Here is a 22,879-nt window from a genome sequence, read left to right as displayed (position 1 = left end):
GGGCATTGCCTCACCGCGTAGGGCATCCTAGGAAGATAGGAGCGTCCGGCAGGCTCGGCGCGACGCCCTTTCGGAAACGGCCGGTTTCGGAGATCTCGTGGGATTTCCAAGGCTTGGGACAGGCGGCGGAAACACGCTGTTCCCTCATTGACAGCGGCGATCACATCGGAATGATGTTCACCGGTCCGTCCATCCGAAGGAGTTCCATGATCCCGACGAGCGCCGCGCCGGCCGCCCGCCGCAGGGGCCGCCCACCGGACCCGCATTCCCGCTCACGCATCCTCACGGCCGCCGAGACCCTGCTCGACCAGGCCGGATATCTCAACGTGACGATCGACGAGGTCGCCACCCGCGCCGGCGTCTCGAAGAAGACCGTCTACCGGTTCTGGCCGCACAAACCGGCCCTGATCTGCGACCTCATCGTGGAACGCTCCGCCGTGCTGCCGGTGCCCGACACCGGTGACACCCGCGCCGAACTGGCCACGCTCTTCAGCCTGATCGTCGAGTACCTGACGGCCGGCCCCGGCAGCACCATGACGCTGCTCGTCGCCGCCACCAGCGACGACCCGGGCACGCTCGCCAAGCTCCGTGAGCAGGTCGTGGCGCCCCGCCGGGACATCGCCCGCAACGTGTTCCAGCGCGGCATAGCGCGCGGCGACCTGCCGGCCGATGTGGACATCGACGCGGTCCTCGACCTGTGGCACGGCCTCGTGGCGTACCGGGTGACCGGCCGCCCCGCAGCCCTCCCCCGCCACACCGTCGAGCAGCTCGTCGACCTCGCCATGAGCGGCCACGTCCCACGGCTGCCCCCGACCTGACCGCGTCCTCACGACGCGCCGGCTCCTCGCGCATGACCCACGATCCGCACCTGACGCGTAGTTCCGCGTCGCCACCGCATCCGCGCGGTGCGACGCGGGGACTCCGGTGGTCCCGGTCGCCGCGCGCCGCCCGCTTCGCTGTTCCGCAAAGAGCCGATTCCGCCGTACGGCGTGAGCACCGTCCTACGACACGGCGTCGCTGATCGGAAACGGGCTGATAACGGCGAGGTTGCAGTCTCCAGGTACGCCCGCGTGGCGCACCGCGGGAATCGGCCCGTCAAAACGGGACCTTCTACCCTGAACTGGTCCGCGAAACCGGACAGATGCCACCTCACAACGCCACCAAACGATGGCGCAGGGTAACTCTCATCACGCTGTCAACGTCGTTGACAGGGGGCGTCAACGGTGTTGACATTTTGGCGGTAACCATCGCTGTCCGAAAGCGTCCAGTCATGACCAGACCCTCCGCGTGGAACGCGACCGTGCCCCGCCAGCTCGTCTGGTTCATGCTGGTCGGCGCCCTCAGTACGGTCCTGCAGACGATCGTCTACGTCTCCGTGCGCGAGGTCCTCGCCGCGACCTGGGCGAGCTGGCTCGCGCTGCTCGTGGTCACCCCGGCGAACACCGAGGCCCACCGCCGCATCACGTTCAACGTGACGACGACGGCGGTCGGCCGCCTGCACTGGGAGGCCGGCCTCACCTCGGTCGTCGTCTACCTCGCGAACCTGGCCGCGACCCCGTGGTTCGCCGGCATCGCCGGGCCGCACCCGTCCGCGCTGACCGAGTCCATGATCCTGGCCCTGACCGGCAGCGTGATCGGCGGCGTCCGCTACGTCATCCTGCGCGGCTGGGTCTTCGCCGCCCGCCGCCACGTCGCCCCGGCCCCGGCCCTGGCCCCGTCGCTGGAAGCCGCGACCACCGGCAGCTCGTCCCCGGCCACAGCCACCACCGGCCCTTCCTGCCGCTCGCTCCTCAGCGGCTCGGTCCCCGGCGGCTCGAACCCCGGCAGCTTGGTTCCCGACGGTTCGGCCCCCGACGGTTCGGTCCCCGGCAGCTCCTTCGCCGGTCGGCGTGCCCGCCGCAACGCGCTGCGCGGACGCGCCCTCCGCCGGCGCCCGAACGCCGCCCCGGCCTCCGCGACCACCGGCGGCACCGGTCCCACCCCGGCCGTCACGACCGCCTCCGCCGACGGCGCTGCCGGTCCCGCCCCGGCCACCACCGGTCGCGGTCCCGCCCCGGCCGCCGACGCGTCGACCACCCGCGCGACAACCGACGTGCCGGCCGGCCCCGAGGTGTCCGTGCCGGCGACCGCGTTCGCGCCATACCCGTCGACCGCCACCATCACGGCCGCGCTCGCCTGCCTGGGCACGTTCGCCCCGATCCCGACGGCCCGCCTCTGCACCGGCCAGCCGAACGCCGGCGTGCTCAACCAGCGCCCGGCCGGCCGGCTCCGCACCTGGCACCGCAACCGCCGCCAGCACCTCACCGCCCGCAGCTGACCCCGAGCCGCCCGGGATGGTCGCCGGACATCGCCGTCCCGTCGTGAAGCGGCCGATCCGGCCGTCTTCGCGTGCCCAGGCGGCTGCTTCCCCGTGCCGCTCCGGGGTCAGGCCGGGTCGTCGCAGGTCAGCAGGCGTTGGATGGCGTCGCCGTAGAGGGTGATGATGGCGTCGCGTTCGGCACGGGCCAGGACCGGGTCGCCGACCAGCCAGTACGCGTTGATCAGCCCGGCGAACTGGGCCGCGGCCAGGCGGGCGCGGAGCTCGGGATAGGCGCCGCCGATGCGTTCGGCGAGCGGCCCCACGAAGACGTCGTGCATCGAGGCGCGGAGTCGTTCCTTGATCTCCGGGCGGTCGGAGGCGGTGAGCAGCGCGCGATAGACCCCGGCGACCGGGCTCTCGGCACCGTCCAGCACATAGCGGACCAGCTCGCGGCCGAGCGACTCGAGCGGACCGGCCAGAATGCCGGTCAGGTCACCGGAGACCGAGACAGTGGCGAGGAACAGCCCCTCCTTGGACCCGAAGTGCCGGATCACCAGCGCCGGGTCGCACCCGGCCACCGCCGCGATGGCCCGCACCGTGGTGGCGCCGTAACCATCCCGGACGAACAGCTCCCCGGCCGCGCGACGGATCGCGTCCCGGGGCGGGAGGTTCTGTGGCACCAGATCATCTTATTGCGGTTCCCCAAGCTGCCCACCGGCCCCACAGGCACTTCCCCGGGGCCTCCCGGCCCGTCGGCGCCCACCATCGGCCCGGGCAGGCCGGAGTCGCCGTCCGTGCGCCCCCTGCCCGGTCCCGTCATGCCCGCGCGGCGGGTTTCGTGCTGCGGGCCTGGCCGGCGCCCGATGCCGCGCCGCGTTCCTGATCCACCACGGGTGCGGCGACGCGCCGCAACGGACACCGGCGGCCGGCCACCGGAGCGAATCCCCTCCTCGAGGGGCGGTGGCCGACCGCCGGAGCGGGGTGCCGGGCGGATTCGCGGGCCGACCCCCATCGGTCCGCGAGTCCCCGCCCGGCGGGGCAGAGCGACTTTCTCGGTAGACGCGGACCCAACCATGCCGGAGTGCGGAAGGCAACAACCGCACGGTTCCGGAATCGTTCGCGCCGCGGCAGGGACTCACCGTGGGCCCACCGGGATCAGCGGGTCAGCGGCCGGCGGCGTGGGCACCGGTCCGGCGGCGGCGGGACAGGAGGAGGGCCGCCAGACCGCCTGCCACCAGGCCGATGCCGGTGAAGCCGACGGCGGCCGCGTTCGCGCCGGTCAGGGCGAGGTCACCGGAGCCGGGCGCGCCGGTGGCCGGGTTGCCCGCCGCCGCGACCGGCGGGCCGGACGACGCCGGGGTGGCCGGGGAGGAGGAGTGGTGCGCCGGGAGCGGCTGGTCGACCGGCTCGTCCGAGCCGGGGGCATCGTCGGACGGGGCATCGTCGGACGGCGCGTCGTCCGTGGGCTCGTCGCCCGCGGGGGCCTGGTCGCGCGGGACCGTCGCGCCGATGCGGCACGGGGCGGTTACCACCGCCGACAGGTGGCCGAGCGCGACGTCCAGCAGGTGCGCCGAGCCCAGTTTCACCTCGACGCGGAGGGCGGCTGCTTGCGCCCGTACGCCAGCGTCGGTGATCTTCTGATGGGACTCGCCCAGGGAGAGCCGGACCGAGAGCAGGGAGGCCGGCCGGTCCGCGGCGAGCTTGCCGAGCAGGCTCAGCGAGACGCTGGAGTGGGAGCTGTCCAATCCGGTCACGGGCTTGCCGGCCGCCGTCACCGACAGGACCGCCGGCCGGTAGGTGACCGACGAGTGCCTGCGGTCGCCCGCGGCGACGACCTCGAGCGTCGGCTGGTTGACCACCTTGGCGGTGATCTCCTGCGGGGTGCCGCCGAACAGGGTCAGGTCACCGAGGGAGACACCGGCCCCCGCGCGTACGCCGATCCGCCCGCCACCGAGCCCGACGACGTCGGTCGCGCTCTGGGTGGAGCCGGTCGGGCCGACCTCGAGCAGGCTGGTCCTGCTGGTGGCGTGGGTGAGGTCGCTGACCGCCTGCATCGCCGGGGCGGTGCCGGCGCCGCCGAGCACGCTCAGTCCCTCGATCATGGTGGCGGCGCGGGTGAGCGGGCCGGTCCTGCCGCAGTGGTACTTGTCGGTCCAGGTCGCCTCGGCGGTGGCCTTGCCGAGTCGTGCGGTGGCGAGGCCGCCGGCGTTCAGGGCGGTGAGCGCGACGCTGACCGGGCCGGGTGGCCCGCCGGGGGCCGCGTGGTTGGCGACCGCGTGCGGCGGGGGCAGGCCGGGGAGCTTCATGCCGAGCAGCTTCGCGTCGGCGTAACCGGCGGTGGCCACGGACCGGCCGGCGCGGTCGCTCGCGAGGACGTCGCCGCGGGCCGGGGCGAGCCGGACGTCGGCGAGCGCGGGCAGGCCCGGGGCGAGCGGGCTGGGGTCCAGGACGGTGATCTTCGCGAGGTCGGCCTGGGACGTGGCGCTGAATCGCCCGATGGTGCAGGCGGTCCCGGTGGCTGACGCGGGGGTCGCGGGCACGGCCAGCGCCACGACGGCGAGGGCTGCGGCGGCGGCCGGCGCGGCGCCGTGGGGACGGCGCGGCTGGGGGACCTGGCGACGGGCGAACGACATGAGGGTTCCTTCCGGACATAGGAGGAAGTGTCCGACGTTTCATCGGATCGACCCCGAGTCCGGCTACGGTCGCCGTGACAGTCGCTCACCATCCGCGCACACCGTCAAATGCGCCTATCTGCTGATTAGTCCGAATCGTCCCGGCGGTCCGTGCCGCCGGCCGCCGCGCGCTCCTCGGACAGATCCTCCCCGTGCACCAGTGAACCCTCCTCCGGTGTCCCGCCGCGGCCCTCCACCGAGAGATGCGGGAACTTCGCGTCGAACGCCGGCCGTTCCGACCTGATCCGCGGCATCCGGTCGAAGTTGCGCAGCGGGGGCGGGCACGAGGTGGCCCACTCCAGCGAGTTCCCGTGTCCCCACGGGTCGTCCACGCTCACCGTCTCCCCCGCCCGGTACGACTTCCACACGTTGTAGAGGAACGGCAGCGTCGCCGCCCCGAGGATGAACGAGCCGATCGTCGAGACGGTGTTCAGCGTGGTGAAGCCGTCGCCGGGCAGGTAGTCCGCGTACCGCCGGGCCATGCCCTCGTTGCCCAGCCAGTGCTGCACCAGGAACGTGGTGTGGAAGCCGATGAAGGTCAGCCAGAAGTGGACCTTGCCGAGCCGGTCGTCGAGCATCCGCCCGAACATCTTCGGGAACCAGAAGTAGATCCCGGAGAAGACCGCGAACACGATCGTCCCGAACAGCACGTAGTGGAAGTGCGCCACGACGAAGTACGAGTCGTGCACGTGGAAGTCGACCGGCGGCGACGCCAGCAGCACCCCGGTCAGCCCGCCGAGCAGGAACGTCACCAGGAAGCCGATCGCGAACAGCATCGGCGACTCGAACGAGAGCTGCCCGCGCCACATGGTGCCGATCCAGACGAAGAACTTCATCCCGGTCGGCACCGCGATCAGGTAGCTGAGCAGGCTGAAGAACGGCAGCAGCACCTGGCCGGTGGCGAACATGTGGTGCGCCCAGACGCTCATCGACAGCCCGGAGATCAGCAGCGTGGCCGCGACCAGCGGTTTGTACCCGAACACGGGCTTGCGGCTGAACACCGGGATGACCTCGGTGATGATGCCGAAGAACGGGAGCGCGACGACGTACACCTCGGGATGGCCGAAGAACCAGAACAGGTGCTGCCAGAGCATCGGGCCGCCGGTGTCCACGTTGAACACCTCGGCGCCCAGGATGCGGTCGGCCGCGAGGGCGAACAGCGCCGCCGCCAGGAACGGGAAGACCAGGATCACCAGCACGCTGGTGAGCAGGATGTTCCACGTCATGATCGGCATGCGGAACATGGTCATCCCGGGCGCGCGCAGGCACAGGATCGTCGTGATCATGTTGACGCCGCCGAGAATCGTGCCGAGGCCGGAGATCGCCAGCCCGACGACCCACATGTTGCCGCCGACGCCCGGCGAGTGCATGCCGCCGCTGAGCGGCACATAGGCAGTCCAGCCGAAATCGGCCGCGCCGCCGGGCGTGACGAAGCCGCCCAGGGCGATCAGGCCACCGAACAGGTAGAGCCAGTACGCGAACGCGTTGAGCCGCGGGAACGCCACGTCCGGCGCGCCGATCTGGATCGGGACGACGAAGTTCGCGAAGGCGAACACGATCGGTGTCGCGAAGAACAGCAACATGATCGTGCCGTGCATGGTGAACATCTGGTTGTACTGCTCAGGCGAGAGAAACTGCATGCCGGGACGGGCCAGCTCGGTGCGCATGATCAGAGCGAGGAGCCCGCCGACGACGAACCAGGCGAACGCCGTGACCATGTACATGATGCCGATCTGCTTGGCATCGGTGGTGCGGATGGTGCGGGCCAGCCACGAGCCGCGCACCTGCCGGCGAACCGGCCAGGGACGGGTCCGCACCGGGCGCGGCACGACGGTGGTCATGGGGCCTCCTGCTCAGGATGCGCTCGATCCGTTCGTACTCCCCCCCAATGCCCTTGCCAACCCACGCCACAGCCCCCATTTCCGGTCAACCCTGCCGGCAGGCGCCATCCGCACAATCCGGCAACCAGTCGGAAGCAGGGTCACCATCCACCATCCGGAAACTGGTTCAGAGACGTGGTGGGCCGCGGTATTCACCGCGGCCCACCACGTCTTCATAGCTCGCTCATCCAGCGGCGCGCCGCTATCGGTCCGCTCGCCTTCCCAGAAGTCCTACCCCGATCAGGCAGACAGGCATTACCGGAAGCAACGCGATGAGCTGGGGTGGAGCCCATACCTCCATCGTGGCAGCGAATAGACACACCACCACCCACATCGCGAGCATGTATCCGCCGATCAGCAGAAGGAACCGGTTCTGCTGCGGGGACAGCGCGACACGCCAGGAATCGTTGCGCCGGCGCCATACGACCGCGCCGATCACCGTCAACGCTCCCAGTGCGATCCAAGGCCCAGATCCCATGGCGGGGTAGAGCAACCAGCCCAGCAACACCACGATGCTGGCCCAGCCGATCGCCAACAGCGCCGCTGCCACGAACTTCGCTGTCCTACTTGAGAGGTCCGCCACGATATCCGCCCTTGACGAAGATGCCTCCAGCCAAGCCGACCACTGCTCCGGCGAAGCAGTTGAGTCCCAAACCCCCGGCGTTGACGTCCCCGTGCTGTGAGATGGCGGTGCCCACCATGCCACCGATGCAGCCGCCGATCGCGCCTCCGATGAGCGGCCCGACGAACATCGACGCGAAGGCGCTGACGCCCAGCCCGATCAGACCACCCGCGAGCAGGCCGAAGGCATCGTTGGCCATGGAGTCGTTGTCCAAGCCGGTGGGGTCGGTGTTGTTCGCCGGATTGGCTCCGGCGTAGGCGTACGGCAGGTCCCTGCCCGACGGGTCTCGCTGGGAGAAGCGGCCCAGGCCCGGGTCGTAGTAGCGAGCGCCGAACTTGGTCAACCCGGTGGGCCCGTCATAGAAGCCGCTGGCGTAGCGCCAGGGGTTGGCGACCTGCTGCGACACCGACAGCTGGTTGCCGTACGGGTCGTAGCTGTACGAGTTGACCTTCTGCGCGCTGCCGTTCACCAAACCGACCACCGATCCCAGTCCGTCGACCAGGTAGTAATACCGCGCCCCGTTGGCCACCAAACTGATCAGGTTCCCCCCGCTGTCCCGGGTGTAGAAACTCGACGTGCCAGGAGACGGCTCCATGTCGTCCTGACCCGCGCCGGTGGTGACGTTGTAGGACTGCAGCGAGGTCGCCGACGACACGCCCAGCGACGACGTGCCGTAGGTGACGCTGCCGGCCCGCCGCCGTTCGGTCTGGTCCGCACCCCCGTACTGCAGCGGCTGGTGCTCCGGCTTACCCGGAGCGGTGATCGTCGTCGTCTGGCTGTTGACCGCGTTGTAGCCCAGCCTCCAGCCCGACGACGAGTTGGTGAGGTTGCCGTCGGCGTCGTAGGAGTAGGTCGTCGACCCGCCCTTGGTCAGCTGGTGCGCGTCGTTGTAGTCGTACGACGTGGTGGTGCCGTCCTCGGTCTTCGAGGTGCGGTTGAAGTTCTCGTCGTAGTCGTAGCTGCGCGACCAGTTCGGCGCCGTCGCCTTGGTGAGCCGGTTGAGCTTGTCGTACGAGTAGGTCGTGGTGCCGGACAGGTCGGTCACCGACTGCCGGAGCGCCGTGTCCACCCCGTTCTTGGTGTAGTCGTAGGAGAACGAGCTGAGCTTCGCACCGGACGAGTCGTTGGTCGCGACGATCGACGTCTGGCGGCCGGACTTGTCGTACTTCATCTCGACGGTGATCCGTGGCGAGGTCGGCAGGTACATGAACCGGCGCCGGTTGTTGTCGTCGTAGGTGAAGGTCACCTGTCCGGACGCGCCGGGCTCCTGCATGGAGGTCAGCAGGTTCGCCTCGTTGTAGGCGTACGTCACCGCGCCGCCCGCATCGATGAACCGGGTCAGATTGCCGTTGCGGTCGTACTGGTAGGTCAGCGGCGCGGCGCCCGGCGCCTGCTTGGTGGTCTGCCGGCCGAACCCGTCGTAGCTGAACGACGTGATGCCGGTCGGGTCGGTCAGCCGGATCAGGTTGCCGTCCCGGTCGTAGTCGTAGTCGACGACGGTGCCGTCCTGATAGGTGACCCGGTCGGGCCGGTCGAGCTGGTCGTAGGTGTACTTGGTCTTCTGCCCCTTGCCGTCGGTCTGCTCGCTCATCCGGGAGAGCGGGTCGGGAACGATGGCGATGTCACCGAGCGGCGCCGGGTTGTCGACCTTGGTCAGGTTGCCCTTGGCGTCGTACGAGTAGTTGGTCTTGACGTCCTTGCCGTCCTCGCGCCATTTGACCGTGCCGTTGTCGTTGTACTCGGACTCGTCGATCTTCTTGCCCGGGTACTGCGCGCTCTCCGTCGCGGTCTTGTTGCCGGCCGCGTCGTACGAGTAGCTCATGCTGTTGCCCTGCGGGTCGGAGGAGCCGCTGGGCGCGTTGGGGTGCGAGGTGTTGTTGTAGGACAGATTGCCCTTCGCGCCGGTGGCGATACCGATCGAGGTGAGATTGTTGGTGTTCGGGTCGTAGCCGAACGAGGTGGTGTTGGTCAGCGCGTCGGTGTTGGTCTCCACGTTGTCGTCGGCGTTGTACTTCTTGCCCTGCTTGTGGCCGAGCGGGTCCTTCACCTCGGTGACCCGGTCACGGGTCTCGTAGGTGTGCGTGGTGATGCCGTCGGTGGTGGAGCCGGTGGCGTTGCCGCTCGGCGAGGTGACCTCGGTCTTGCCCGCCGAGTAGGTGAACGTGTAGCGGGCGCTGTCCGGGTCGCCGCCCGGGCTGACCTGCTCGAAGTAGTCGATCATGCGGGACGTGTCCGGCTCGTAGCCGAGGTTGGTGACCCGGCCCTCCGGCGTGGTGATCTTCGTGAGCCGGTCGCCGGTGTAGTCGAAGCGGGTGGTGCCGCCGGCCGAGTCGGTCACCGTCTGCAGGTTCTGCGAGCCGTCGTAGCCGTAGCCGATCCGCCGGTTCGCCGGGTCGGTCACCGAGGTGAGCCGGCCCGAGGCGTACGCGAGCGTGGTCACCCGGTCCTGGCTGTCGGTGATCGTGGTGACGTTGCCGCTGCCGTCGTACCCGAAAGTGATCTTGTTCTTGTTCTTGTCGACGCTGCGGAGCAGGCGCCCGGTCGAGTCGGCGAAGTAGAAGCTCGCCTCGCTCTTGTCGAACTTGAGCCGGAACTCGCCGTCGGTGGTGTTGCGGGTCAGTTTGGCGTCCAGGCTGGACGGTGTGTTCCAGGTGTTGCTCGCCGAGTTGATGAACTTGGCGGTGAACCCGGTCGGCGCGTGGTAGGTGATGTCCGCGGTCGCGTGGTCGGTCTTGGAGAACGCCAGCTTGACGTCCTGCGCGGTGCCGAGCGTCCAGCCCTTGCCGAGCGTCGAGGTGGCCGTGGAGCGGGAGTTGTAGTAGCGGTCCAGGGTCAGATCCAGTCCGGTGCCGTGGATCTGCAGGTCGGTGTTCTGCAGCAGCAGGTTGCCGTTGGCGACGTTGACCTTGAGCTGGAGCCGGTCGGTGAGGTCCTGGTCCTGGAAGGAGAAGCGGCGCTGCTCACCGGCGGGCGAGCCGTCCGAGGTGGTCATGAACCGCCACTCCGACCACGGGCCGGCCAGGCTGCCGTCGTGGCCGCGGGCCCGCCACTTGTACGTGGTGTTGGCGTCCAGTTTGCCGCTCGGCACGGTCCAGACGGATTCGCTGCCGTTCGACACCGTGGTGCCGGAGCCCGACGTCTTCAGGGTGGCGCCGGTGCGGTCGTAGACCTCGAAGTCGACGCGTCCGGTGCCGCCGTCCGGGTCGCTGAAGACACCCTTCATCTCCGGCGTACGGGTGCCGGTCTCGGTGGCGTCACCCGGCTGCAGCTTGGTGGCGTCCAGCGCGTTCGGGTAGCTGTTGTAGGTGACCACCGCGTACGGCTGCTGGCCCTGCTGGTCCGTGGCGGCCGGCTGGCTCGAGCGGATCTGCTTGAAGCCGATGCTGTTCACCGACGTCTCGTCGGTGGCCTTCAGGCCCATGAACGCCGTGGACTTGTTCGCCGTCACCGCACGCTGCAGGAAGGAGAGTCCGTTGACCGAGACCCAGCCGTCCTTGCACGAGGAGTTGAAGCCCTTCGTGGCGGTGCTGGTCACCTCCTTGGTCCGCCAGGCCGGCTGGCTGCCCCAGCGGGTCGCCGACGTCGCCGCGTCAGTGGTCCACACCTCCCACTGCGCCGCGGTGCACGACTGGGAGTACCAGTTGTAGAAGTTGAAGGTGGCGGCGGTGACCTGGCGGCCCAGCAGGACACCGGTGTTCCAGCCGATGAACGACCGGGCGACGTTGCCCGAGGTCAGGCCGAGCTGCAGGTCGTTGCTCCCGGACCGGTCGACCGTGTCGCCCTCCTTCACGTACGTGTCGAAGGTGACGCCCAGCGGGTTGATCTGCGGGTCCACGACCACCGGGTACACGGTCGCCGGGTCGGTGAAGAAGTCCTTCGCCGGGCTCAGCGTCAGGTCGGTGCCGCCCGCCTGGCGCGCCTTCTGCTTCACCGGGACCTTGGTGACGCGCTTCGGGCCGCCGGTGGCCGGGTCGATCGTGGCGTCCCACATCTCCGGGGTCGGCGACGTGCCGACCGTCTTGCCCTTGCCGTCGGTGAACACCAGTCCGCCGGAGCCGTCGGACTTGCTGGTCAGACCGGGCGCGAGCACCGGGAGCCGCAGGGTGGCCACATTGGCGGCCGCCGCCGCGTTCTTCACGACGAAGAACTGCTCCACCCCGGTTGTCGACGCCTCGACGACCAGGTCGACGCCGGGCCGCACCTCCGGGTAGGTGGCCCGGTTGCCGGAAAGGACCGGCTCGGCGAGCGCCCCGTTCCAGGCGATGCTGACCCGCTTGCCGCCGGCCTCGACGCTCAGCAGCTCGTGCTCGCCGTCGCCGGCCTTGCCGGACAACCGCAGGCCGCCCGGATGCGCGACCGGCGCCACCTGACCATTCGCCTCCGCCCGCATGGTCAGATCGATCGGTGTCCAGGCTCCGGCCGCGTCCCGCATCCGGACCGGCCCGGCGTAGATCTTCGCCGTCCAGGTGCCGTCAGCGTTCGCGAAGACATCCTGGGTCTCCGACCGCGCCGATAGGTTCTCCACCGGCCTGCCGCAGGCCCGGGCCGCGGCCATGGCGTTCGTCTCGTCCGGGGCGGGGGCGGTGCAGTCCAGTGCGGCCGGCGCCGGTGCGGCCGGTGCGGCCGGTGGCGCGGCGGCCGCGACGGTCGGCCGGGAGACGGCCGGCACGGTGGCCGCGACCATCACGAGCGCGACGGTGGCGGCGCCGCGCGAGCGGCGTCTCGAGGGTGATCGGAAAAGGGCATGACTCATCGCCGGACCTCCAAGGGATCCCGGTAGACATTGATGATCGCCAACAGTTAAGTCACATACCCGAAGGAAGACAACGATTACTTTTGGTAACCGCGATCCCGCAAGGAGAGGGATCAATGTGGACATAACTAGCGCGTACGCACGAGAGCCGGGACGCGCCGTAGCGACCCAGATGATTTACATGCAGCAAAGATCTGCAGTGTTGCCTTCATCACTTAGGCGGCGGAAATCCGCGAAGCCTGTTATCGGATTCCGAAATCCGGACACGTTTCATCGATGATCGCCGGGGTAGCCATGATCAACCTGGACAAGCCGTCCAAAGAGGACACGACAGCGCCAAGCTACGAAATCACCCAGGACGGCGGGTCGGTGGGATGCAGGCGGGGATCGTCGACGGCGAACGTGCGCACCGGACCCCGCACGGTCAGCGGGCCCTCGAAGCGAATCGTGACCCGCCCGAGCCCGCTGCCCTGCACCCAGCCGGCGCCCATCTCGTCGTGCAGCACGTCCTGCCCCGGCCGCCACGCCACCGGCCCGTCCTCGGTTCCGGGCTCCGCTCCGGTCTGCGCGACGCCGGACCCCTCCGGAGCGGGGAACTCCGGGGACTTCGAAGACTCCGGGGACGACGGCCCGGACGTGACGGGCGCCGGGCCGTCCGCGGGAACGGCAGACAGGATCGCGGCGGGCGGCGGGGCCGCGATCATGGCCGGCTCGTCGGAGATGCCGGCGACGGGCAGCACCGGGAAGAGGTCGGCGGCGTGCTGCGTCTCGCTGAAGAGGTCGTCCTGGGCGAAGTCGGTCAGGGTGGAGACGCCGACCCCGAGCAGGCGGATGCCGCCGGACGTGTCGACCTCGGAAAGCAGGCGGCGGGCGAGCTGAGCGACCAGGCGGCCGTCGTCGGTCGGGTGGTCGCGGGTGAACGCCCTGGTCACCGTCGTGAAGTCGCCGTGGCGCACCTTGATGTTGACGGTGCGGCCGGCCAGGCCGCCCGAGCGCAGGCGCCCGGCGACCCGGGCGGAGAGCAGATCCAGCTCGCGCTTGAGCCGGACCGGGTCGGTGACGTCGATGCCGAACGTCTCCTCGGCGGAGACCGACTTCGCCTCGCGCTCGCTGATCACCGGACGGTCGTCCTGCGCGCGGGCCAGGCGGAACAGGCCCGCGCCGTGGGACTGGCCGAACCAGTCGATCAGGTGCTCCAGCGACACCGCGGCCAGGTCGCCGATGGTCCGGACGCCGGAGCGGTGCAGTCGCTGCTCGGTGGCGGGGCCGACACCGCCGAGCCGGTTCACCGGCAGCGGGTGCAGGAATGCCAGCTCCTCGCCGGGCGGGACGACGGTCAGCCCGTCCGGCTTGTTCAGGTCCGACCCGATCTTGGCGAGCAGCTTGGACGAGGCCGCCCCGATCGAGCCGGTGACCCCGCCGGTCGCGGTGGCGATCCGCGCCTTCAGCTCCAGGGCGAGGGCGGTCACGCCGTCGACGCTCAGGTCGGTGCCGGTGGCGGCGAGATCAACATACGCCTCGTCGATGCTGACCTGCTCGATCAGCGGGGACACCTCACCGAGCAGGCGCATCACGACCTCGCTGGTGCGCTTGTAGGCGGCGAAGCGCGGGGAGAGATAGGCGGTGGACCACGGGGCGAGGCGGCGCGCCTGGGCCATCGGCATGGCGGAGCGCACCCCGAAGACCCGCGCCTCGTACGACGCGGTGGAGACCACGCCCCGCCCGGCCACCCCGCCCACGACGACCGGCTTGCCACGCAGCGAGGGCTTGTCACGCTGCTCGACAGCGGCGAACATCGCGTCCAGGTCGACGTGCAGAATGCTCGGATCCCCCCTCACGATCCGCAGCCTACGCACGCGGTACGACAATTCGAGGAGCCTCGTGATGCCCGACGCCGGACTGTCCCGTCAGTCGACGATCTACCGCGCGGGCACGCTCGGGCGCCGCCCGGTCGTGCCGGCCGACTTCGCCGAGCTGGAACGCCGCGCCCGGAAGGTGAGCAGCGCCGAGGCCTGGGCCTACGTGGCCGGCGGCGCGGGTGAGGGCCGGACCATGCGACGCAACCGGGAGGCCTTCGACCGCTGGGCGATCGTCCCGCGGATGGCGGCCGGAGCGGTGGACCGGGACCTGTCCGCCGAGCTGCTGGGCACGCGCCTGCCCAGCCCGCTGCTGCTCGCGCCGGTCGGCGCCGGCGCGCTGATGGGCCGGGACAGCGACCTCGCGATCGCCGCCGGGGCGGCCGCGACCGGGACGCCGTACATCTTCTCGAATCAGGGCTGCAACCCGATGGAGGAGTGCGCGGCCGCGATGGGCGACACGCCGCGGTGGTTCCAGCTCTACTGGAGCTCCGACGAGCGGCTCGTCGACAGCCTGATCCGGCGCGCCGAGGCGATCGGCGCGGGCGCACTGGTGGTGACCCTGGACACCACGGTGCTGGGCTGGCGGCCGCAGGATCTGAACCTGGGATCGCTGCCGTTCGCCAAGGGGCTCGGCATCGCGCAGTACACGTCGGACCCGGTGTTCCGGGAGATCGCCGCCGAACGGGCGAGGCAGCCGCGGGAACGGCCGAAGGTGACGCCCGGCGCGATCCGGGCGCTGATCGCGATGTCGCGCAACCACCCCGGCCCGTTCTGGGCGAACCTGCGCTCGCCGGCACCCCGCGCGAGCGTGGAGACGTTCCTCGACATCTACTCCAACCCCGGGTTGAGCTGGGAGCACCTGGCGACGTTGCGACGGCGGACGAGTCTTCCGGTCGTGCTGAAAGGCATCCTTGATCCGGAGGACGCGCGGCGGGCGTTCGACCTCGGCGTCGACGCGATAGTGGTCTCGAACCACGGCGGGCGGCAGGTGGACAACGCGGTGGCGTCGCTGGACGCGCTCACCGCGATCCGGGCCGAGCTGGGGCCGGAACCGACGCTGCTGTTCGACAGCGGCATCCGCACCGGCGCGGACGTGTTCACCGCCCTGGCCCTCGGCGCCGACGCCGTGCTGCTCGGCCGGCCGCATCTCTACGGTTTCGCGCTGGCCGGCGCGCACGGGGTCGCCGAGGTGATCCGTAACGTGATCGCCGAGCTGGACCTGACGATGGCGCTGGCCGGGACCCGGACCATCGCGGACATCACCCGGCAGACGCTCACGGAGACCCCGCGCTGATCGGGCGGCACGTCGTGGGCGCGCTCCCAGCCGCCGATTGACGACCCCCGGAACGGCGTGCCACGATACGCCTCGATCTCGGAGCGGGTCACATCGTCGCAGCCAGCGGCCCCGGAACAGACATGACCATCAATCTGACGTGGCGGAGCGGGACGGTGGCGGAGACTCGGACGACGCTCGCGCGGGACACCACGCGTCTGGTCCGGGACGCGCAAGCCGGTGATCCCGCCGCCCTCGACGAGCTCGTCACCGGGCACCTCCCGCTGATCTACAACATCGTCGGGCGGGCCCTCGACGGGCACCCGGACGTCGACGACATCGTCCAGGAGACGATGCTCAAGGCGATCCGCGGCCTCACCGCGCTCCGCCAGCCCGACCGATTCCGATCATGGTTGGTCGCCATCGCGTACCGGCAGCTCCAGATGCATCTGCGGTCCCGCAAGATGACGCTGCTGCGCCGCCACCCGGAGCCCGTCGACGTGCCCGACCCGGCGAGCGACTTCGCCGAGCGGACCGCCTCCGAACTGGTCGTCACCGAGCAGCGCCGGGAACTGGCCGAGGCCGGCCGCTGGCTCGACGACGCCGACCGGGAGCTGCTCGCGCTCTGGTGGCAGGAGGCGTCCGGGCGGCTCACCCGGGCCGAGCTCGCCGCCACGCTGGGCGTCGCGCCCAAACACGCCTCGGTCCGGGTGCAGCGGATGAAAGCGCAGGTGGACCTGGCGCGCGGCGTGGTCCGGGCACTGCGCGCCAAGCCGCCCTGCACCGGCCTCTCGCAACTCGTCCGGCCCTGGGACGGCACCACCGACTCGGTCTGGCGCAAGCGTCTGGCCCGGCACGTGCGCGACTGCGCGCAGTGCCGCACCTGTCGGAACAGCCTGGTCCCGCCGGAGCGGCTGCTGCTCGGAGCGGTCGCGCTGCCGGTGCCGATCGCGCTGACCGCGGCGCTGCAGGCGGCGATCCACAGCGGATCGGCCGCGCCGGCCATGGTCACCACGGCGAAGGGGACCGCGCTGGTCGCGGCGTTGCAGAACAAGGCGCTGGTGGCGGTGACCGTGACGGCCGTGGCAGGCGGCGGATTCGCGTACGCGGTCCACCACTCCCCCGCGGATCCGGAGGCGCCGCTGTCGGCCGCACCGCCCGTGGCCACCGCCACCACGCCCGCGCAGAATCCCGGCCCGCGCGCCAGTGCCACCCCGACGAGGGCGCCCGCGGCGGCAGCGGCCGACATCTACGTCTCGCCCTCCGGGTCGGACAGCGGCGACGGCAGCGCGGAACACCCCTTCGCCTCGCTCGGCAAGGCCGTCGCCGTCGTGCAGCCCGGCCGGACGATCGCTCTGCGCGGCGGCACCTACCGGGTCACGAGTCCGATCGAGATCACCACGAGCGGCACCGCCGCGAAACGGATCACGCTCACCGGCTACAGCGGCGAACGTCCCGTCCTGGACATGTCGGGCGTCCCGGCGGACAAGTGGGCGATCACGCAGACGGCCGCCTACTGGACCGTCCAGGGCTTGGAGATCACCGGGGCGCCCGCTCAGGCGTACGTCTGCAGTGGGTGCCGCAACGTCGTCCTCCGGCGCCTCACGATCCGCGGCAGCGGCAGCTCCGGCCTGATGCTGCGCGACCCGGGGACCGTGGGCAACCAGGTGCTGGACAGCGATTTCTCCGACAACAAGGGGTCCGGCCTGGCCGTGCAGTTCGGCGACGGTGCCGGGAACCAGTTGCGCGGCAACCGGGCGTTCCGCAACGGCGGCGACGGGATCAACCTCGGCGACTTCAGGGACGCGGTGACGGTGCAGTCCAACTGGTCGTTCCGCAACGGCGCGAACGGTTTCGCGATCGGCGGCGGCACCCCGTCGGCGGCGGCCACCCATACGATCCGGCACAACGCGGCGTGGAACAACGACGGGCACGGTTTCGTCGACGAGGGGAACACCGCGGCGCTGACGCTCGGTAACAACACGGCGTACCGGAACACGGGCCTGGGTTTCGCGATCACGACCGCCCCGGCCATCCTGCGATACGACGTCGCGGTCGGCAACACCCAGGGTGAGCAGGGACTTTCCGCCTCGGCGCGGCAGACCCACAACTCGTGGCAGGGCGAGGCGGTCACCTTCCGGTCCGCTGACCCCACGGTTGCCGAGGGTTCCCGTACGGGCGGTGGGGCCCTGCCCGGCACCACGTTCCTGGCGACGGCGAACGGCGCGGGCGCGTCGATGAGCGGCGGCTGACGCGACGGCCACGCCCGGCCGCGGCCCGGCCATCCGCTCCGCCGGCGGGTTCCGGCTGGCACTCACGGTTGCCTCCGGCCCGGATCCCAACCGTGAGCACCAGCCGCGCGACCTCGGCTGGCACTGACGGCTGTTTCGGGGGCGGGCTTCAGCCCTCAGCGCCAGCCGGCTGCCCGGCGGTGAGGGGGAGGCGGTAGGACGGGTGGGGCTCCGTGTCCGGCTCGCGCGTGGGGCCACCGGCCGACGTGGCTCGCAGCAGGAACGACGTACCGTCGGCGCAGGTGATCCGCAAGCCCAGCGGGACCTTGCCGCGCGCGTCGGCCGGGCCCAGATCGCGCAGCGCGACCAGCTCCCAGCTGCGGAACACGCCGGGGCGGGCGGCGTCGAGCAGCTGCGCGGCGAAGACCACGGCCCGGGAGGCGCGCCGCGACGGCGGGGGAAGGTCCGCCGGCACGGTCATGGCCGTCTCCCCCGCCCAGACCGCGCCCCAGAGATAGGCGAACGAGCCGGTCTCGTAGCGCAGCCGCAGGCCCGCCGGCGACGGCCCGCCGGGCATGGCGTCGGCGCCGAAACGCTCCACCGCGGCGAGCTCCGGGTGATCGCTCACGGCATGGAGCTCCTGCAGGACGTCGAGCACGTGGGCGAGTTGCACGGCAGCACTCAACGGGATCCGGCGACCGGCCGGGCGTCCCGCTTGTGCGACACGGTCCGGGCGTACCCCTAAGGGTGGCAACCCGGGCTCATGCTGTGCCTGTGCGTTTCATCCTCAACGTCCTCTGGTTCATCTTCGGCAGCGGCTTCCTCATGGCGCTCGGCTACGGTCTCGCGGCCCTGATCTGTTTCGCCCTGGTCGTCACGATCCCGTTCGGCGTCGCCGCCGCGCGGATCGCGGTCTACTCGCTGGCCCCGTTCGGGCGTACCGTCGTGGCCCGTCCGGGCGCCGGGGTCGCCTCCGGCCTGGCGAACATCCTCTGGGTGGTCCTGTTCGGCTGGTGGATCGCGCTGCACCACATCGTGATCGGCATCGCGCAGTGTGTGACGATCATCGGCATCCCGTTCGGGGTCGCGAACTTCAAGCTGGTGCCGGTGGCGTTCTGGCCGCTGGGCCGGGAGATCGTGGACGTGCCCTGACAGATAGGGGTTCGACAATGGAGATCAACGGCATTTTCACCGCCATCGTCTTCGGCCTGATCATCGGCGCGCTGGGGCGCCTCGTCCTGCCCGGTAAGCAGAGCCTGCCGATCTGGGTGACGCTGCTGGTCGGCGTCGTCGCGGGGCTGGCCGGCACGTTCGTGGCGGTGGCTCTCGGCGTCGCCGACACCGACGGCATCGACTGGATCGAGCTGATTCTGCAGGTGGGACTCGCGGCGCTGGGCGTGGCGCTGGTCTCCGGCGCGGGACGGCGACGCCGGCTGTAGAGCACTTGAACGCGGGCGCGGCGCGGGCACGGTAGGTTTTCGGTCATGGCCCGCGTACGCGCCGCACTCTATCTGGACTTCGACAACGTGTTCAGCGGACTGATCAAGCAGGACCCGGACGTGGCGATCCAGTTCGCCAAGGACCCGGCCGCGTGGTTGGTCCGCCTGACCACGTCGCTGACCGTCGACGGCCCGCGCCGCTGGCTGATCCTGCGCTGCTACATGAACCCCGGCGGTTGGGTGCCGAACCCGGACACCGAGGCCGCCCAGCCGCGGCTCTACTACTCGCAGTTCCGGCCGTTCTTCGTCAACGCCGGCTTCGAGGTGATCGACTGCCCGCGCCTGACCCACACCAAGAACGCCGCTGACATCCGGATGGTCGTCGACGCCGTCGACGCGGTCGCCGACCCGGTCACGTTCGAGGAGTTCGTCATCGCCTCCGGCGATTCGGACATGACCCCCTTGCTGGTACGTCTTCGCCGCGCCGACCGACGCACCACGATCGTCTCGCCGTCGGACGCGGCCGAGGCGTTCATCGCGGTCGCCGACCGACTGATCACCAGCCAGGAGCTGCTCGAGCTCGTCCAGGGCGAGCCGGTGGAGAGCGACGAGGATTCGGTCACGCCGGTGGACCCGGCGACGCCGGTCTCCTACGAGCAGTTCCGTGACCTGGTCAGCTGGCGCTACACAGCGGCCGGTGGCCCGCTCAACCTGGCGTCGCTCGCCCACGACCTGCGCCGTCAGCTCGGCCCCAGCGTCGACGAGACGAACTGGTTCGGCAACGGCGGGTTCGTCCGCGCGCTGGAGAGCCTGTCCCTGCCGAACGCGAAGTTCTCCAACCACTTCCTCTGGGACTCCGCACGTCACGAAGCGCCGGAGTCCGGAGTCGCCACCGGCCCCGCGCCGGAGCCGGTCGGCCGCCTCTCCGCGCTGCTCAGCCTGCCGCGGCTGGCCATGGAGATGTGGCCGCCGATCTACCAGGCGCTGGCCGACTACGCGGCCGGGCACCACTTCAACCTGACCGAGGCGACCCGGTGGGCCCGCGACCAGCTCGCCTCCCAGGGCGTCGACGTGAGCCGCAGCGCGATCGCGTTCGTCACCCGGGGGACGGCGTTCGGCGGGGCGCCGCTCTACCGCCAGCCGCCGCCGCAGGCCGTGGAGATCGCGTCGGCGTTCGCGGACAACGTGCTGAACCGGGCGGAGGCGGCGGCCATCGCGCTCAGCGAGGAGGATATCGCCGAGGTCCGCGCCTGGCTGGGAGCCTGACGGGTCGTCCACAGGACCGAGGACCGAGGACCGAGGTGGATGCTCAGCCCTCGGAGGTGAGGTTCGCGGTTCCCGTCAAGGTGGCGGTGACGTCGAGGAGGTTCCGCAGTACCGGTCCTTCATGGCTGTGCATCCATGCGACGACGGTTTCGGCGTGGTCGTCGGCCAGCGGCACGAACACGACCCCGGTGCGGCGGATGCTGCGGGCCGATCGGGCGAGGCGGGTCACTCCGACGCCTGCCGCGACGAGGCCGAGCAGATTCGGCACGCCGGCCGCACGCTGGACAACCCGGGGAGTGAATCCAGCAGCCGCGAAGTCCCGGTCGTACTTGGCGTGCCAGGGCGGCCACGAGTCTCGCGGCGTGAGCACCCAGTTCTCGGTGCCGAGGTCGGACAGGTGGATCACGTCGCGGCCGGCGAGTGGGTGCCCGGCAGGCAGCACCGCGCAGACCGGTTCGACAGCAAGTACTCGGGTCGCCACGTCCGGCACCAGCGGCGGGCGGCTGAACGCGGCGTCGAAGCGCCCGGTACGCAACCCCGCGACGAGCTCATCGATCGGTACGTCATAGGTCGTCAGCTCGAGATCGGGGAACCGCTCACGCATGGCCCGCACGACCGGCGGCAGCATGTAGTTGGCGGTCGAGGTAAGGAACGCCACATTGAGGTGGCCGGTCTCACCGCGGCCCGCGCGCCGCGCCACGAGGACGGCAGTGTCGCAGCGGGCGAGGACGGCGCGTGCTTCCGGCAGGAACGCCTGTCCGGCGGCGGTCAGCCGGGTGCCGCGGGTGTCACGGTCGAACAGGCGCACCCCGAGACCGCGTTCGAGGGCTCTGATCTGCTGCGACAGCGATTGTTGAGCCAGGTTCAGGTGCTTCGCGGCGCGGCTGAAGCTGAGGTGTTCGGCCACGGCGGCGAAGTAGCGCAGTTGCCGCAACTCAACGGTCACAGGCTCAGACTGTAACCGCTGAAGGAAGGCTGTGTTGGCGGCCTTCCAGTGCGGTTGGGCAAGGTAGCTCCGAGACGTGGACGGTCCATGTGGGAGTGAGGGTGGCGATGACGGAGACGGGCCGTGTCTGGTTGATCACGGGCGCTTCGGCCGGATTCGGTCGAGAACTGGTGCTGGCGGCTCTCGCCGCAGGAGATCGGGTGATGGCCACCGCGCGCCGACCGCGGCAACTGGACGATCTGATCACCATCGGGCAGGGCCGGGTGCGGACGGCGCCGCTGGATGTCACCGACGATGCGCAGGCGCTTGCCGCGGTCGAGCAGACGATCGCCGAGTTCGGCCGCATCGACGTGCTGGTGAACAATGCCGGCCACGGTAGCGTCGGCGCCGTCGAGGAACTCGACCTTGCCGAACTACGAGCTCTGATGGACGTGATGTTCTTCGGTGCTGTCGCGGTGACCAAGGCCGCCCTGCCGCACATGCGTGCCCAGCGCAGCGGGGCGATCGTTCAGCTCAGCTCGATGGGCGGGCAGTTGAGCATGCCGGGCTTCGGAGCCTACTGCTCGGCGAAGTTCGCGCTGGAGGGCCTGTCCGAAGCACTTGCGGCGGAGGTCGCACCGTTCGGTGTCCGGGTCCTGATCGTGGAGCCGGGAGCGTTCCGGACCGAGTTCGGCGGCCACCGGATGCACAGATCGCGGATCATCGAGGATTACGCCGTGTCGACGGCGTCCACCCGTGCCGCCGTCGACGCCATGGACGGCGCCCAGCCAGGCGACCCCGTCAAGGCGGCGCGAGCCATTCTGGAGGCGCTCGGCAGCACTGAGCCACCGCTGCGGCTGGCACTCGGCAACGACGCGGTGGACCACCTCACCGCACACCACGAGCTGCTGCGGGCCGAGTTGGCAAGGTGGGAGAAGCTCAGCCGTTCGACAGATCTGGATTGACGGCGCCGGCACGCCCAGGAGTCGCACCTCTCGCGAAGAGGGCGTCGGCGGCCGCGGTCCAGGTGGCGACCAGGTCGATGCCCGCGGGGTCGCGCAGCCACTGGATCTGCAGGCCGTCCATCAGCGCCATCACCTGCCGGGCCAGGATCTCCGGATTCGGTACGCCGTGGGCCCGCGCCAGCAGCGTCATGGCGTTGATCGTGCTCTCCTGGCGCGCCTGGAAGTACCGGTGGGCGGGGTGGGCGGGGGCGAGCGACTCCGCTTCCAGCACCGCGAAGAGCCGGACGATCTCGGGCTGGCCGGCGTTGCGCCGGACCAGGGTCAGGCAGATCTCCGGGAGCGGGACGATGCCGGCCAGTTCGTCGACGGGGCGGCCGAGTGCGGCGGCCAGTGCCCGGTGATCTTCCTCGTCGCGCAGTTCCAGGACGGCGACGAGCAGGTTGTCCTTCGAGCCGACGTGGTGCAGCAGGCCGGGGACGGTCAGGCCGCAGCCGTCCGCGACGTCCTGCATCGACAGGCCCCAGAAGCCGCGCTCGGCGATCAGGCGGGTGGTCACGTCGAGGATCTGGCGGCGGCGTTCGGCGGCGGGCAGCCGCGCGCGGTCGCGGCGGCGCAGCGGTGCGTCGTTCACCGCGCAGTCCCAGCAGGTGCGCCGTTCGCCGGGTTCCTCATGGATGTGCTGTTCACAGACTCTT

17 protein-coding genes are annotated in these 22,879 nt (G+C 70.6%); 8 read left to right on the top strand and 9 right to left on the bottom strand.

All coding sequences use genetic code 11. The features are described 5' to 3' along the window. Positions 1-206: 206 nt before the first annotated feature. Both Acy02nite_RS07035 and Acy02nite_RS47145 read left to right on the top strand, forming a co-directional pair. The gene (locus tag Acy02nite_RS07035; RefSeq protein ID WP_203738994.1) at positions 207-818 is read left to right on the top strand and encodes a TetR/AcrR family transcriptional regulator; all 612 of its coding nucleotides are present in this window, start codon (positions 207-209) and stop codon (positions 816-818) included. 452 nt (positions 819-1,270) lie between these two features. Then, positions 1,271-2,317: a GtrA family protein gene (locus Acy02nite_RS47145; RefSeq protein WP_203738993.1), complete on the top strand. Its 1,047-nt coding sequence runs from the start codon at positions 1,271-1,273 to the stop codon at positions 2,315-2,317. Between the two features lie 107 nt (positions 2,318-2,424). Here the strand turns inward: Acy02nite_RS47145 and Acy02nite_RS07025 are convergent, their stop codons facing one another. From Acy02nite_RS07025 to Acy02nite_RS07000, 6 genes are all read right to left on the bottom strand, one after another. Next, the gene (locus tag Acy02nite_RS07025) at positions 2,425-2,979 is read right to left on the bottom strand and encodes a TetR/AcrR family transcriptional regulator (protein WP_275407289.1); all 555 of its coding nucleotides are present in this window, start codon (positions 2,977-2,979) and stop codon (positions 2,425-2,427) included. A 483-nt stretch (positions 2,980-3,462) separates the two neighbouring features. Continuing rightward, the gene (locus tag Acy02nite_RS07020; protein ID WP_203738992.1) at positions 3,463-4,932 is read right to left on the bottom strand and encodes a hypothetical protein; all 1,470 of its coding nucleotides are present in this window, start codon (positions 4,930-4,932) and stop codon (positions 3,463-3,465) included. 125 nt (positions 4,933-5,057) lie between these two features. Further along, entirely contained in the window at positions 5,058-6,812 is a 1,755-nt protein-coding gene (ctaD, locus tag Acy02nite_RS07015) for an aa3-type cytochrome oxidase subunit I (RefSeq protein ID WP_203738991.1), read from the bottom strand. 241 nt (positions 6,813-7,053) lie between these two features. After that, complete coding sequence (locus tag Acy02nite_RS07010) at positions 7,054-7,401, bottom strand: hypothetical protein (protein WP_203738990.1); 348 nt, start codon at positions 7,399-7,401, stop codon at positions 7,054-7,056. 13 nt (positions 7,402-7,414) lie between these two features. Further along, positions 7,415-12,226 (bottom strand): RHS repeat domain-containing protein, encoded by a 4,812-nt coding sequence (locus Acy02nite_RS07005; protein WP_203738989.1) that lies wholly within the window; start codon positions 12,224-12,226, stop codon positions 7,415-7,417. 341 nt (positions 12,227-12,567) lie between these two features. Then, positions 12,568-14,064, bottom strand: coding sequence for a DNA polymerase IV (locus tag Acy02nite_RS07000; protein ID WP_203738988.1), 1,497 nt, complete (start codon positions 14,062-14,064; stop codon positions 12,568-12,570). 46 nt (positions 14,065-14,110) lie between these two features. Between Acy02nite_RS07000 and Acy02nite_RS06995 the strand changes: the two genes are divergently transcribed. Continuing rightward, entirely contained in the window at positions 14,111-15,379 is a 1,269-nt protein-coding gene (locus Acy02nite_RS06995; protein ID WP_203738987.1) for an alpha-hydroxy-acid oxidizing protein, read from the top strand. A 122-nt stretch (positions 15,380-15,501) separates the two neighbouring features. Beyond that, positions 15,502-17,610, top strand: coding sequence for a sigma-70 family RNA polymerase sigma factor (locus tag Acy02nite_RS06990; RefSeq protein WP_203738986.1), 2,109 nt, complete (start codon positions 15,502-15,504; stop codon positions 17,608-17,610). A 148-nt stretch (positions 17,611-17,758) separates the two neighbouring features. Here the strand turns inward: Acy02nite_RS06990 and Acy02nite_RS06985 are convergent, their stop codons facing one another. Continuing rightward, positions 17,759-18,262: a hypothetical protein gene (locus Acy02nite_RS06985; protein ID WP_203738985.1), complete on the bottom strand. Its 504-nt coding sequence runs from the start codon at positions 18,260-18,262 to the stop codon at positions 17,759-17,761. Between the two features lie 95 nt (positions 18,263-18,357). Between Acy02nite_RS06985 and Acy02nite_RS06980 the strand changes: the two genes are divergently transcribed. From Acy02nite_RS06980 to Acy02nite_RS06970, 3 genes are read left to right on the top strand one after another with little or no spacing between them, the layout of a single operon-like run. Next, positions 18,358-18,741, top strand: a complete 384-nt coding sequence (locus Acy02nite_RS06980; RefSeq protein ID WP_203738984.1) for a YccF domain-containing protein — start codon at positions 18,358-18,360, stop codon at positions 18,739-18,741. Between the two features lie 17 nt (positions 18,742-18,758). Beyond that, positions 18,759-19,028 (top strand): GlsB/YeaQ/YmgE family stress response membrane protein, encoded by a 270-nt coding sequence (locus Acy02nite_RS06975; RefSeq protein ID WP_203738983.1) that lies wholly within the window; start codon positions 18,759-18,761, stop codon positions 19,026-19,028. A gap of 45 nt (positions 19,029-19,073) precedes the next feature. Then, positions 19,074-20,294 (top strand): NYN domain-containing protein, encoded by a 1,221-nt coding sequence (locus Acy02nite_RS06970; protein WP_203738982.1) that lies wholly within the window; start codon positions 19,074-19,076, stop codon positions 20,292-20,294. A 43-nt stretch (positions 20,295-20,337) separates the two neighbouring features. Here Acy02nite_RS06970 and Acy02nite_RS06965 read toward each other — a convergent pair whose 3' ends face one another. Further along, positions 20,338-21,240, bottom strand: coding sequence for a LysR family transcriptional regulator (locus tag Acy02nite_RS06965; RefSeq protein WP_203738981.1), 903 nt, complete (start codon positions 21,238-21,240; stop codon positions 20,338-20,340). Positions 21,241-21,347: 107 nt separating this feature from the next. On the opposite strand from Acy02nite_RS06965, the gene Acy02nite_RS06960 reads away from it, so the two are divergent. Further along, positions 21,348-22,184, top strand: a complete 837-nt coding sequence (locus Acy02nite_RS06960) for an oxidoreductase (protein ID WP_203738980.1) — start codon at positions 21,348-21,350, stop codon at positions 22,182-22,184. Here Acy02nite_RS06960 and Acy02nite_RS06955 read toward each other — a convergent pair. Further along, positions 22,159-22,815 (bottom strand): TetR/AcrR family transcriptional regulator, encoded by a 657-nt coding sequence (locus tag Acy02nite_RS06955; protein WP_203738979.1) that lies wholly within the window; start codon positions 22,813-22,815, stop codon positions 22,159-22,161. The two genes, Acy02nite_RS06960 and Acy02nite_RS06955, sit on opposite strands and share 26 nt — an antisense overlap. Positions 22,816-22,879 lie beyond the last annotated feature (64 nt).

The sequence above is a fragment of the Actinoplanes cyaneus genome (genome assembly GCF_016862095.1).
In the GTDB taxonomy this organism is placed as follows: domain Bacteria; phylum Actinomycetota; class Actinomycetes; order Mycobacteriales; family Micromonosporaceae; genus Actinoplanes; species Actinoplanes cyaneus.
The sequence above is the reverse complement of the archived record's forward strand: the minus strand, read 5'-3'. Positions and strand labels throughout refer to the sequence as shown.